General features: G+C 63.4%; 13 protein-coding genes. 6 read left to right on the forward strand and 7 right to left on the reverse strand.

From position 1 onward, the window contains the following. Positions 1 to 199: 199 nt before the first annotated feature. Entirely contained in the window at positions 200 to 1,711 is a 1,512-nt protein-coding gene (locus DK366_RS11710) for a transglycosylase SLT domain-containing protein (protein WP_109125733.1), read from the reverse strand. A gap of 166 nt (positions 1,712 to 1,877) precedes the next feature. On the opposite strand from DK366_RS11710, the gene DK366_RS11715 reads away from it, so the two are divergent. From DK366_RS11715 to greB, 4 genes are read left to right on the forward strand one after another with little or no spacing between them, the layout of a single operon-like run. After that, positions 1,878 to 3,383 carry a helicase HerA-like domain-containing protein gene (locus DK366_RS11715; protein ID WP_109125734.1) on the forward strand — a complete coding sequence of 502 codons (1,506 nt, stop codon included), beginning with the start codon at positions 1,878 to 1,880 and terminating at the stop codon, positions 3,381 to 3,383. Positions 3,384 to 3,388: 5 nt separating this feature from the next. Then, positions 3,389 to 3,559: a hypothetical protein gene (locus DK366_RS21215; protein WP_157956508.1), complete on the forward strand. Its 171-nt coding sequence runs from the start codon at positions 3,389 to 3,391 to the stop codon at positions 3,557 to 3,559. A gap of 4 nt (positions 3,560 to 3,563) precedes the next feature. Then, positions 3,564 to 4,832 carry a hypothetical protein gene (locus DK366_RS11720; protein WP_109125735.1) on the forward strand — a complete coding sequence of 423 codons (1,269 nt, stop codon included), beginning with the start codon at positions 3,564 to 3,566 and terminating at the stop codon, positions 4,830 to 4,832. A 38-nt stretch (positions 4,833 to 4,870) separates the two neighbouring features. Then, on the forward strand, positions 4,871 to 5,368 hold the full coding sequence (gene greB / locus DK366_RS11725) for a transcription elongation factor GreB (RefSeq protein WP_109125736.1): 498 nt from the start codon (positions 4,871 to 4,873) through the stop codon (positions 5,366 to 5,368). On the opposite strand, the gene DK366_RS11730 is transcribed toward greB, so the two are convergent. The 4 genes from DK366_RS11730 to rimO all read right to left on the reverse strand — a co-directional run bounded on the left by DK366_RS11730 (position 5,362) and on the right by rimO (position 9,179). Continuing rightward, positions 5,362 to 5,853, reverse strand: a complete 492-nt coding sequence (locus tag DK366_RS11730; protein ID WP_109125737.1) for a hypothetical protein — start codon at positions 5,851 to 5,853, stop codon at positions 5,362 to 5,364. The two genes, greB and DK366_RS11730, sit on opposite strands and share 7 nt — an antisense overlap. A gap of 63 nt (positions 5,854 to 5,916) precedes the next feature. Beyond that, complete coding sequence (gene phnD, locus DK366_RS11735) at positions 5,917 to 6,897, reverse strand: phosphate/phosphite/phosphonate ABC transporter substrate-binding protein (protein WP_109125738.1); 981 nt, start codon at positions 6,895 to 6,897, stop codon at positions 5,917 to 5,919. Positions 6,898 to 6,990: 93 nt separating this feature from the next. Then, complete coding sequence (locus DK366_RS11740) at positions 6,991 to 7,845, reverse strand: DUF3025 domain-containing protein (protein ID WP_109125739.1); 855 nt, start codon at positions 7,843 to 7,845, stop codon at positions 6,991 to 6,993. A 14-nt stretch (positions 7,846 to 7,859) separates the two neighbouring features. Further along, positions 7,860 to 9,179 (reverse strand): 30S ribosomal protein S12 methylthiotransferase RimO, encoded by a 1,320-nt coding sequence (gene rimO, locus DK366_RS11745; RefSeq protein ID WP_109125756.1) that lies wholly within the window; start codon positions 9,177 to 9,179, stop codon positions 7,860 to 7,862. Positions 9,180 to 9,296: 117 nt separating this feature from the next. Here rimO and DK366_RS11750 point away from each other — a divergent pair, with 117 nt between their 5' ends. Both DK366_RS11750 and DK366_RS11755 read left to right on the forward strand, forming a co-directional pair. Then, positions 9,297 to 9,968 carry a dienelactone hydrolase family protein gene (locus DK366_RS11750; RefSeq protein WP_109125740.1) on the forward strand — a complete coding sequence of 224 codons (672 nt, stop codon included), beginning with the start codon at positions 9,297 to 9,299 and terminating at the stop codon, positions 9,966 to 9,968. Beyond that, a complete protein-coding gene (locus DK366_RS11755) occupies positions 9,965 to 10,381 on the forward strand; it encodes an HIT family protein (protein WP_109125741.1) in 417 nt (138 codons plus the stop codon). Before DK366_RS11750 ends, DK366_RS11755 begins: the two co-directional genes overlap by 4 nt. Positions 10,382 to 10,449: 68 nt before the next feature. Here DK366_RS11755 and DK366_RS11760 read toward each other — a convergent pair whose 3' ends face one another. Next, a complete protein-coding gene (locus DK366_RS11760) occupies positions 10,450 to 10,914 on the reverse strand; it encodes a hypothetical protein (protein WP_109125742.1) in 465 nt (154 codons plus the stop codon). A 130-nt stretch (positions 10,915 to 11,044) separates the two neighbouring features. Further along, a complete protein-coding gene (dcd, locus tag DK366_RS11765; RefSeq protein WP_109125743.1) occupies positions 11,045 to 11,611 on the reverse strand; it encodes a dCTP deaminase in 567 nt (188 codons plus the stop codon). Positions 11,612 to 11,769 lie beyond the last annotated feature (158 nt).

Here is an 11,769-nt window from a genome sequence, read left to right on the forward strand (position 1 = left end):
TCATTGCGGCGCAAGCTGCAATCCAGTCGACGCAGTTCTGAGTATTCGGCTGACGTCCATCGCGATGGCCCAACGCCATCGCTACTGGATGACCGGCCCTTCGGCCGTTGAAAAACGCCTCCGGCCTGCGCCGGAATGACGAATAAAAAACGCCGCCTTGTGGGCGGCGTTTTCGTTTCTTGTATCAGGCTGGGTCCGGTCAACGACAGGTCGGCAGCTTGAGCACCTGTCCCGGCTTGATCTGGTGATGCTTGAGGTCGTTCATCTCCGACACTTCCTGCACCGACGAACAGCTCACCTTGCTGACGATGCTGGTGAGCGTGTCGCCGCGCTTGACCGTGTAGTTGCGCGTGCGCGAGCTCGACGAACTGCGTGACGAACTGGCCGGCGGCGGTGGCGGCGACGGCGGCACCACCGGAATCACGGCGGTATGCAGGTCGTTCGCGAGAATCGGCCATGGACCGTTGGTGCAACGCGCCTCGTACGGCTTCTCCAGCACCTTCGGCACCATGATGCGAACGCCGGTCGGCTGGCTCACCTGCGGATCGAGGCGCGGGTTGAGATTGCGCAGCGTGCGGAACCAGCCATCCTGCATGCCGGCGGCGGAGCCAAGGCACACCGTAAGCTCGGTAAGCGATGCTGGACGCTTCAGCACGATGCTGCCCTGCGCACCATCCACGTGCGGGAAGCGCAGGTTGTAGCTCTCCGGGTGCAGGAACAACCACGCTGCCGCCAGCACGGACGGCACGTAATCGCGCGTTTCCTGCGAGAGCTGGTTGTAGATGGTCGGGTCGTACAGGCTCACGGACGTGTTGTCGCCCACCAGGCGGCGCATGCGGCCTTCACCGCCGTTGTAGGCGGCAAGCGTGAGTTCCAGGTTGTTGTTGAACGCCTTGAGCTGTTCGTCCATGTATTCCGCGTTCGCTCGCGCGGATTCCGCGGGATCGAAGCGCGAGTCGAAACCGTCCTCGGTGTTGAGCCCAAAACGCAGGCCCGTGGCGTACATGAACTGCAGCGGGCCAGCGGCACCCGAGCGCGACACCGCATGCACCTTGCCGCCGGATTCCTTGGCGAGGATGCCGAACAGCAACGCCTCGGGCAGATCCTGCTTCTGGTATTCAGGCCACATCTGGTAACGCAGGAACTGATAGTTCACGTAGGCGTCCATCAGGTTGCCGCGCCATTGCGTCAGCCACATCTCCAGCGCGGCCTTCACCGGGCCATTCATGGCGATCAGCTGCGACAGCTGCTGGCCACGCAGCAATGTCACGCTGCGCTGCGCCTCGGGCAGGCTGGCCGCGCCCGTCTTGCCGGCGTCGCTGCCTTCGGGCAGGTCATCGCCCATGCTGGCGCCCATGTCATCGCCCAGATCGAAGTTGCCATCCTTCAGGCGCAACAGGCGATCGAAGACGGAGAAGAAACGTTGCGGATCGCAACCCGGCGTGGAGGGGCAATGCGCGGATGCATTCTTCAACTGGTCCAGCGCCGTGGTGAGCGTCTGCTGCGAGGCCTGCGTGTTGCCCGCGCGCGCTTGCGCCAATGCCGTTTCGTAACCCTTGCTGGCCTGGTCCAGCTGCGCGTACAGCTGATTGGCCTGCGGCGTGGCGGTGCCGGGTTTGGTGCCGCCACCACTGGAGCAGGCGGCGAGCATGAGCAGGGCACCGGCCAGCGGCGCGAGGCGGAGCGAACGGGAAACGGCGGGGAAAACCATGGACGACGTCACTGCCAAACCGAAAGGGCGACCTTACTGCGCGTCATGGCATCGACTCAACCGGAAAAATCGCATCGGCGTGAGGGCTTGTACCGTCATGCTCATGTGAAGACGCAAGAAGACGCGGGCTGGCTACAATCAACGCGTACCCAACGGATGGAACGCCATGACTGAGATCCTCATCGGCCGCAACGACAGCACCAGCGTCAGCCTGGACCCTCGCTACGGCAACCGGCACGGCATGATTGCGGGCGCCACCGGCACGGGCAAATCGGTCTCGCTGATGGTGCTGGCCGAAGGTTTTTCGAAGCTGGGCGTGCCCTGCTTCCTCGCCGATGCGAAGGGCGATCTCGCCGGTCTGTCGATGGCCGCCGCGGAACCCGGCGACAAGCTCAAGGCGCGCCTGGAAAAGCTCAAGCTCACCGACTGGAAGCCGCAGGCGAACCCGGTGATCTTCTGGGATATCTACGGCAAGCTCGGTCATCCGGTGCGCGCCACCATCAGCGAGATGGGCCCTACCCTGCTCGGTCGCATCCTTGAGCTCAACGACACGCAGGAAGGCGTGCTCGAAGTGATCTTCAAGGTGGCCGACGACCAGGGCTGGCTGCTGCTCGACCTGCCGGACCTGCGCGCACTGCTGGGTTTCGCCAGCGAAAACGCGAAGGATATTTCCACGCATTACGGCCTGATCAGCACGCAGAGCATCGCAGCGATCCAGCGCGCCGTGCTGAAGCTGGAACAGGATGGCGCCGACCAGTTCTTCGGCGAGCCCGCGCTGGAGCTGTCAGACCTGATGCGCCAGGACATGAGCGGTCGCGGCGTCATCAACGTGCTGGCCGCCGATCAGCTCATCCTCAAGCCGCGCCTGTATTCCACGTTCCTGTTGTGGCTGCTGTCGGAACTGTTCGAGCAATTGCCGGAAGTGGGCGATCTGGACCAACCCAAGCTGGTGTTCTTCTTCGACGAGGCGCACTTGTTGTTCGATGATGCACCGCCTGCACTGCTGCAGCGCGTGGAACAAGTGGTTCGCCTGATTCGCTCCAAGGGCGTGGGCGTCTACTTCTGCTCGCAGAACCCGGACGACGTGCCGGGCAATATCCTCGGCCAGCTCGGCAACCGCGTGCAGCACGCGCTGCGTGCATTCACGCCGCGCGACCAGAAAGCCGTCAAAGCCGCGGCGGAAACCTTCGTGGCCAACCCGAAGATCAACGTCAGCGAAGCCATCACCCAGATGGCCGTGGGCGAAGCGCTGGCCTCGACGCTGCGCGATGGTGGCGTGCCCTCGCCGGTCGAGCGCGTCATGGTCAGCACGCCCACGGCACGTATCGGCGCCATTACCGATGCCGAGCGCGCGACGGTGCGCCAACGCTCACCGGTAGGCGGCAAGTACGACACGGCGATCAATCGTGAATCGGCGGCGGAAATCCTGGCCAGGCGCGCTTCCGACAAAGCAGCCGATCCGCAGGTGATCGCGAAGCAAAGCCCGGCAGGCGCTCCCGCGAAAGAAGGTCCCGATTGGACCGACAGCGTGCGCGATGCACTGCTTGGCACCAACCGTCGCCAGGGCATGATCGAGGCGATGGCCAAGTCGGCCAGTCGTGCCGTCGGCTCGCGGCTGGGTCAGCAAATCGTGCGCGGTGTATTGGGCAGCATCTTCGGCGGCAAGCGCTGAGTGCCATGAAGCCGATGTCCAATGTACGCGTCGTGGCGATCGTTCTTGTCGGTGTGCTGGTGGTACTCATGTTGCTTTATGCCAACGGCTCCACGGGACGGCTGCTCTGCCGTCACTTCAGCGGTGGCTGGCTTGAGAACCACGGCTTCATGACATGCCATTCGTCGATGCACTGACGGCATGCCACGCATTCAAACCACGTCGTCCAAGGTGCCGCTTTCCGAACGCTTTGCCGCTGGCCTGACGTATCCACTTCGCGGCGGAGCACTGGCAGTCTGCGTGATATTGGCCGTGGGTCAGTGCCTGACCCTACTGCCCGGTGTTATCGGCACGGGCCTGAGTTTCGTGCTGTGGCTGGCGCGCTGGCGTTACGCAGCAGCATGCCTGGTGCACACCGCCAACGGATTTGCGGAACCACCGGATGTGGGCGTGGAAGAGAACGCCGCCGCGGGCTGGTCGCTCACGATGGTGCACATGCTTGTCGTCATCCTGTGCGTGGCATGCAAAGCCCTGTACCCGCCCATGTTCTGGCCATCGGTACTGTTCTTCGCGCTCACACTGCCCGCCATCGACATGTCGCTGGCCTTCGATGGCGACACCGCATCGGCCTTCAATCCCCTGAAATGGCAAGCCGTGATAGGACGACTTGGCGCGGGATATTTCATTCCCGTGCTGATCAACGTCATCACCGGCGCGCTGATCATGCTGCCGTCACTGATGCAGGCCGGCATGGCTCACACCCTGTCGCAGCCGCTGTTCGCATTCGGCTACACCTACCTGATCATATTCAACCTGCACCTGATGGGCGTGATGATTCACCGCCATCACGAACGCTTCGACCTGCAACCGGAAGCGGACGTCCTCATGCGCGAGGCCGGCCAGGACGAGGACGAGCGCCTGCTCATCGCCGTGCGCGAGATGGCCACCGTCGATCGGCGTGCCGCCATCGGCATGCTGGTCGAACGCATGCAGGGCCGCAGTGCGCCCACGTCATTGCACCAGGCCTATCGCGACCTGCTGCAAAGAGAGGGCCTGAAGGAAGGCCTGCTCGAACACGGACACCTGTGGATCGCGGCGCTCATGGCCCAGGGCGAGCCACGACGCGCACTGGGCGTGCTCACCGAATGCCTGGACATCGATGCCGAGTTTTTCCCCGACGCACCCGACATCGTTGTCGAGCTGGCCGACCAGGCCGCCGGCGCAGGCATGACGCAACTATCGCTCAAGCTTTGTCGGGGTTTTCTGCGTCGTTGGCCACGTTCGCTTGAATGCCCGGGCATGGGGCTGCTTGCTGCGAACCAGATGACCGAACGCCTTGGCCAGCGCGCGGAAGCCGTGGTACTGCTCGGCAAGCTCGCCGCGGCGTGGCCGGAGCACCCCATGCACCGTGCCCTGGTCGCACTCGCGTCACGCCTGCAGAAAAGCGCAGGCGCCACCCAAGCCCGCTAAAATCGACGCCTCCTGCAACGCACCGGAACGATTCCCGCATGAGCCGCTGGCGCCCACCCTCGCCCTCTTCTACCGCCATCATTACCCGCGAGGGCTTCGAGAAGCTGAAGGCCGAGCTGGATCACCTGTGGCACACGTTGCGACCGGAAGTGGTGAAAGCGCTGGCAGCCGCGGCCGCCGAAGGCGATCGTTCCGAGAACGCCGAATACACCTACCGCAAGAAGCAGCTTGGCGAGATCGATCGCCGCGTGCGTTATCTCAGCAAGCGCATTCCTTCGCTGAAGGTGGCCGAGGGATCGCCCGCCGACCGCGAGGTCGTGTTCTTCGGTGCCCGCATCGAGCTGGAGAACACCGATTCCGGCGAAAGCGTGATCTATCGCATCGTGGGACCGGATGAAACGGACGCGCGGCTGGGCTGGATCAGCATCGATTCGCCCATGGCCCGCGCGGTATTGAAAACACGACTGGACGACGAATTCGAAGCGGAGCTGCCCGGTGGCCGCACCCGCTTCGTCATCGTCGCCGTCGATTACTGACCGCTCATCAGCGCCTTCACATCGTTCTGGTGTGACTCGACGAAACGGATGTTGTCCGCGTTAACCCAGGCCTGGTTGAGATTGCCGGACAACGCGGGATCGTTGCGCGCCTGCACGGCCATGATGGCGTTCATCAGCGCGATGTTGGCGAGCATGAATTCGCGTGGAGTGAAGCCATATTTCTTCACCAGCACGGGAATGCGTGGATCGGCCGCCATGGCCTGGTTGGCAAGGTCATTCAGGCTGTGCACCTTGCTGGCGTCCGGTGACGCCTGCGGCTGGATGCCCGCGGTGCGCGCCTCGCGCGTGGCGGCGGCGAGACGGCCAAACACGTCATCCGTCAGCGTGTATTCCTTGATCTGCTGCTTGTCCGCCTCCGGCAGACCCGGCGGCGCCGCCTGTGCGTGAAGCTGCGGCGCAACGGTGAGCACCAGGGCGATAGCGGCCACACGGCACGCGGACAGGCAACGGTCGAAAACAGACATGGACAATCTCCGGAGCCGGTCAGGCCGGCAAAAGGCAGTACACAAGGGTGTCTGAATGACACCTCATTCGTGCAGAAGTTGCTTCAGCGCGTGCTGATAGTCCACATCGATCTGCTTGAGGCGCGTGACCTTCGCCTGATCCGTCACCCAGCGGCCGTGCTCGGCCTGCTCGCGCATCAGCCGGAATTCCATGTCGATGAAGGGCCGCAACACGTCGTTGTCGGCCACCGCAAAGCCGGCCAGGTCAGGACCCCGGGCAAGATTCGCGCGCTCACGCTCCCCCGCCGCACCCGGCGCCCGCCCATAGCCGCGCATGAAATCGATGAGCTGGGTGCGCAACGGCTCGGCCAGGCCATCGCGAACCACCAGCACGCCGGAGGGAATCAGCGTGGATCGCCAGATCACGCGCAACTGCCCTGCTTCCTCGGGGAAATTGCGCCGGAACAGGTCAAGGTCCGGGTTATTGCAGGCCGCCACGTCCACTTCCCCATTGGCGACCGCGAGTGCGTTGTTCTGGTGATTGCCGACGCGCACGTTGGCGAAGAACGTATCGGAATTCAGTCCCCGGGGCGCGAACACTTCCGCTTCAGGCGCCACGTAACCGGTGACCGACAAGGTCTCCCCGCGCGCATAGCGCCAGTGTCCCGGCTTGCCGAGCAGGTCTTTCAGCGAATGGATGGGGCTGTCCGCGCGGACGATCAGCATGGCGGTGTTGCCCTTCACCCCGTCGTTGCGCACGAATTGCGCGACGACGCTCATGTGCTGGTGTTCGACCGCTTCAATGGCGAGGCGCCCCGACAGAAAGGCGATGTCCACGCGCTGGTCGCCAATGGCGCCGGAAAGTCCCGCATAGCTGCTGACGGACACGGTGGTGACCGGATGGCCGAGACGACGTTCCAGGTCTTCCAGCAGGGGACGCCACTGCTCGCGGGATTCGGCTGCGCTGCCGATGGGGAGAATGCCGAAGTGAATGGGCGTACCTGCCGGCGGCGGTACGACTTCGTCAGCATGCGTGGCCAGGATCGGTAGCAGTAGACAGGCCAACCAGACGGCCCGAAGCCACCCTGCCCGACTCTGCCCACAGCGCATCCGACAAGCCATATCCATGCCCGCTCCCCGTGCTCCGCTGGGGGTGTTTTAGCGCGATTGGGGCGTTGTCGCAATTTGTTGCAGGTTCGTAACGCCGGCCGGGAGCGCTACCGGCACCGGATAGGCACGCCCTTCACGGCGTGGCTGGTAGCAGGGGGTGTGACGATGAAACGCTTCGGTTTCGCTGTCCACATGCCAGCCGGGCAAGCCGGAGAGCGGCAACGGACGCAGGTCCAGCGGGTCTTGCAGCGCAGCGCCATCGCGGATGGCCTGGGCGCAGTGCGCGACGACGTCGCCGCTGTCTTGTTCATCAAGAAACACCAGCGCCTTGCCCACCAGCAACTTTCCCGGCGACAACGCGTGTTCAAGCAATGCGTGCCCAAACACCTGCACCACGGCTCGCCCATCTGACCATGCTGATCGCTCGCGCCAGAACAGGTCGAACCAGTCGTGGGCATCCCAGAGCGCGAGCAACGCGTGATCGCGCAGGGTGACGATGACACCCGCCTCGTCGAAATGCGTCAGCGCATATTGGGCACGCGAACGATCGCGTGGCCCCATGATGGCGATCTCTTCCATCTGCCGCGCATTCAACGCGCGCTTGAGCGAGGGATAACGCAGCCAGGCGAACGCATTGAACAGGTCGTGCCAGTTGGCCTCGCGCGTGGCGATGCGGCCACACTCGGCGATGCGTTGCTCGTAGTGAAGCCCGTCATCCAGCAAGGAAGTGGTTTGCGCCACGAAACGCTCGCGCTGCCCCACAGGCAGCGCCGCGTTGAGTTCATCGATGGATGGCCAACGCTCGCCTTGCATCCATGTGTTGTATTCCGGCCAGCCGCGCAACGGCCAGCGGGAAAACACGCCGGGCTCCACGTTGTCCCGTGCAGGCGCGATGTAACGCATCACGCCACCGCGAATCAGCCAGCCAGGCGCGCGTGCAAGTCATGATCATCGGCGTCTTCGACGACGACATCCACGAACTGGCCCGGCTTGAGCAACTGACCGTTGGCGATATGCACCACGCCGTCGATTTCCGGCGCGTCAGCAGCGGAACGAGCCACGGCGCCGTTGGCGCCCGCCTCGTCCACCAGCACCTTCAGTGTGCGGCCGATCTTGCGCTGCAGCTTGGCGGCGGAGATTTCCGCCTGTACCGCCATGAACTGCTCAAGACGATCTTCCTTCAGTTCATCGGAGACCTGGCCCGGCAGCTCGTTCGCCTTGGCGCCCTCCACCGGCGAATAGGCGAACGCGCCAACGCGGTCGAGTTCGGCTTCACGCAGGAAGTCGAGCAGCTCTTCGAACTCGGCATCCGTCTCGCCGGGGAAACCGACGATGAACGTACTGCGGATGGTCAGATCCGGCACCACCTTGCGCCAGTTGCGGATGCGCTCCAGCGTCTTGTCGATGTTGCCCGGGCGCTTCATCAGCTTGAGGATGCGCGGGCTCGCATGCTGGAACGGAATGTCCAGGTACGGAAGGATTTTTCCTTCCGCCATCAACGGCATCACTTCGTCCACGTGCGGGTACGGGTAGACATAGTGCAGTCGCGTCCACACACCCAGCTCCGACAAGCCTTCGCACAGCTCGGTCATGCGCGTGCGATAGCTCTTGTCGCGCCACTGGCGTTCGGCGTACTTCACGTCCACGCCGTAGGCGCTGGTGTCCTGCGAGATCACCAGCAGCTCCTTCACGCCGCCCTTCGCCAGGCGCTCGGCTTCCAGCAGCACCTCGTCCACCGGACGCGACACAAGGTCGCCACGCATCGACGGGATGATGCAGAAGCTGCAACGGTGGTTGCAGCCTTCGGAAATCTTGAGATACGCGTAATGCTTCGGCGTCAGCTTGATGCCGGTATCCGGGATAATGTCGAGCAACGGATTGCGCTTGGGCGGCAACGCCGAATGCACGGCCTGCATCACGCTGGCGTAATCCTGCGGACCGGTAATGGCCAGCACGTCCGGATAGGCTTCGCGAATGAGCTCCGATCGCTTGCCGAGGCAGCCGGTAACAATGACCTTGCCGTTCTCGTGCAGCGCTTCGCCAATGGCATCCAGCGACTCCTGCACGGCGGCATCAATGAAGCCACAGGTATTCACCACCACGGCATCGGCAGCGCCGTAGCTGGGCACGATCTCGTAACCCTCCACCTTGAGCTGGGTGAGGATGCGTTCGGAATCCACCAGCGCCTTGGGGCAACCAAGACTGACGAAACCGACTTTGGGCGAGACCTGCGACATGGCGTGGTGACCGTAACTATGCGGAAAACAGAGCATTATATCCCACACCTTTGCGCGACGCCGGCTTGACTTCCTGAATGGCTAAAATGGGATTTTGCAGCCGCAGGAGCACGAGTCATGGGCCAGACCATCAATCTCAACACCACGCGGATGCAATGCATAAGCGCGTATCTCGTGCATCCGGAAGGCAAGCCCAAGGGCGGCGTCGTGGTGATCCAGGAGATTTTCGGGGTGACCGATCACATCCGCCGCGTGGCGGACGGCTTTGCCCAGGCGGGATACACGGCTATCGCACCGGCATTCTTCGACCATCTTGAGACGGGCGTCGAGCTCGCTTACGACGAAGAAGGCATGACGCGGGGAAAGGAGCTGGTCACCGAGCTTGGTCTCGACAGAGCCGTGGAAGATGTCGCCAGCGCCGCCGAAGCCATTGCCTCGTCGGGCCGTATCGGCACGGTGGGTTACTGCTGGGGCGGCACCGTGGCACTACTTGCAGCGCTGCGACTTGGCCTGCCCTCGGTGAGCTATTACGGCGCACGCAACCTGCCCTTCCTTGGCGAAAAGCTGCGCGCACCCGTGATGTTCCATTTCGGCGAGCAGGACAAGAGCATTCCACCGGAAGCCGTCGAAAAGCATCGCCAGATGCTCCCGCACATGGACGTCCATACCTACCCAGCGGGTCACGCCTTCAATCGCGATGTCGGCCACCAGTACGACGAGGCCAGCGCAAAACTTGCCTACGAACGCACGCTGGCCTTCTTCGACAAGCACCTGGCGCACGGCGAATGAGCGATACGTCTTTCACGCTTGATGCCCGCCTGCAGAACGACACGAAACACGTCGCCTCGCTGTCGCTGTGCGACGTGTTGCTGATGAACGACGCGCGATTCCCCTGGCTGGTTCTTGTGCCCCGCATGTCCGGCATGACGGAAATCTGCGATCTCCTGCCGGGTGACCAGGCCATGCTGTGGCGGGAAGTCACCCTGGCATCGGAAGCCCTCCGCTCGCTGGCTCCCTTCGACAAGCTCAACCTGGGAGCACTCGGCAACATCGTCCGCCAGTTGCACATCCATGTCGTTGGTCGACGCGAAGGCGACGCCGCGTGGCCGGGACCTGTCTGGGGCAGCGGTGCAGCGATGCCCTATGAGGAAGAACAGCTGGTGTCGTTGCGGCAACGCCTGCACGACGCGTTGTCAGGTTGAGCGACCAGGCTCATTGAACGCAAACAAAAAGCCCGCGATGGTCGCGGGCTTTTTGTCTGGATCGCCAGTTACATGTGCTGCTGCGGCGGAGGCGCATCGGCAGCCTTCGGCGGTGCCTTGTAGTCTTCCAGGTCGCGAGCCTTGGTGTCGACCACGCTGATCTTCTTCAGCGTGCCGCCATCGTCGTAATACACGGTGAAGCCGTAGTCGATCTGCAGGCGCGCCATGTACTGCAGGTGCTGCTTGCGGACCTTGGAGTCGTCGCTGGGCTCAAGCAGGACCGTCTTGGGCAGCTTGCCCTGGTCCTTGAGGTAAGCGAAGTGGCTGCCGGTATCCAGCGCAGACAGCACGGCGCCGTCGACGATGAACTGGCCGCTCTTGTAAGCCTGGATCACCGCGTCGAACTGGCTCTTCATGTCCGCGGTGCGCACTTCATCCTTGGAGCTGCCGCGGTGGCAACCGGCCAGCACCAGCATGCTGCCCAGCAGGATGGCTGCACCCGCGCGGGTGAGCAGCGTGGAAAAACGGGTCATGCGGATCTCCTGCAATGCATCGAAAGTTAACGGTATGAGTGTAGCGCCGCCCCGGTCTCACGCATGGCGCCCGGAAGGCAACCATTCAGCTGAACGTGACGGACGTCGCAAGGGACTGCGAACGATGGGTTCAGGTGCGCGGCAAGGTGACGCCCTGCTGGCCCTGATACTTGCCGCCACGATCCTTGTAGCTGGTCTCGCATTCCTCGTCGGATTCGAGGAAGAGCATCTGCGCCACACCTTCGTTGGCATAGATTTTCGCGGGCAGCGGCGTGGTGTTGGAGAACTCCAGCGTCACGTGGCCTTCCCACTCCGGCTCCAGCGGCGTCACGTTGACGATGATGCCGCAACGCGCGTACGTGCTCTTGCCGAGGCAGATGGTGAGCACCTTGCGCGGAATGCGGAAGTATTCGACCGTGCGCGCCAGCGCGAAGGAGTTGGGAGGAATGATGCAGACATCCGCTTCCACGTCGACGAAGCTGGTCGGATCGAACGCCTTGGGATCGACGATGGTGGAGTTGATGTTGGTGAAGATCTTGAACTCGCGCGCGCAGCGCACGTCGTAGCCATAGCTGGAGGTGCCATAGGACACCAGCCTGCTGTTGTCGCGCGTCTTGACCTGACCCGGCTCGAACGGCTCGATCATGCCGTGCTGCTCGGCCATGCGGCGGATCCACTTGTCGGATTTGATGCTCACTCGGGCTCCCGAAGGGGTGGCGTGTCGCGCCAGCTGGCGTAAAGGATCGAAAAATAGCGGAAAGTGAGGGGGGGCCGCCTGTCGGGGATGGATGAGAGGGGGGAAGTGACGTCAGCCGGGGCGCGTTGGCTCCCGCTCCCCACAGGGGAGGGGGGTGG

Origin of the sequence: Dyella sp. C11, assembly GCF_003121485.1 — a bacterium.
In the GTDB taxonomy this organism is placed as follows: Bacteria; Pseudomonadota; Gammaproteobacteria; order Xanthomonadales; family Rhodanobacteraceae; genus Dyella.

Coding starts and splice junctions, on each gene's coding strand:
- DK366_RS11710 (WP_109125733.1), bottom strand. CDS start 1,711: ATGGTTTTCCCCGCCGTTTCCCGTTCGCTCCGCCTCGCGCCGCTGGCC.
- DK366_RS11715 (WP_109125734.1), top strand. CDS start 1,878: ATGACTGAGATCCTCATCGGCCGCAACGACAGCACCAGCGTCAGCCTG.
- DK366_RS21215 (WP_157956508.1), top strand. CDS start 3,389: ATGAAGCCGATGTCCAATGTACGCGTCGTGGCGATCGTTCTTGTCGGT.
- DK366_RS11720 (WP_109125735.1), top strand. CDS start 3,564: ATGCCACGCATTCAAACCACGTCGTCCAAGGTGCCGCTTTCCGAACGC.
- greB (WP_109125736.1), top strand. CDS start 4,871: ATGAGCCGCTGGCGCCCACCCTCGCCCTCTTCTACCGCCATCATTACC.
- DK366_RS11730 (WP_109125737.1), bottom strand. CDS start 5,853: ATGTCTGTTTTCGACCGTTGCCTGTCCGCGTGCCGTGTGGCCGCTATC.
- DK366_RS11740 (WP_109125739.1), bottom strand. CDS start 7,845: ATGCGTTACATCGCGCCTGCACGGGACAACGTGGAGCCCGGCGTGTTT.
- rimO (WP_109125756.1), bottom strand. CDS start 9,179: ATGTCGCAGGTCTCGCCCAAAGTCGGTTTCGTCAGTCTTGGTTGCCCC.
- DK366_RS11750 (WP_109125740.1), top strand. CDS start 9,297: ATGGGCCAGACCATCAATCTCAACACCACGCGGATGCAATGCATAAGC.
- DK366_RS11755 (WP_109125741.1), top strand. CDS start 9,965: ATGAGCGATACGTCTTTCACGCTTGATGCCCGCCTGCAGAACGACACG.
- DK366_RS11760 (WP_109125742.1), bottom strand. CDS start 10,914: ATGACCCGTTTTTCCACGCTGCTCACCCGCGCGGGTGCAGCCATCCTG.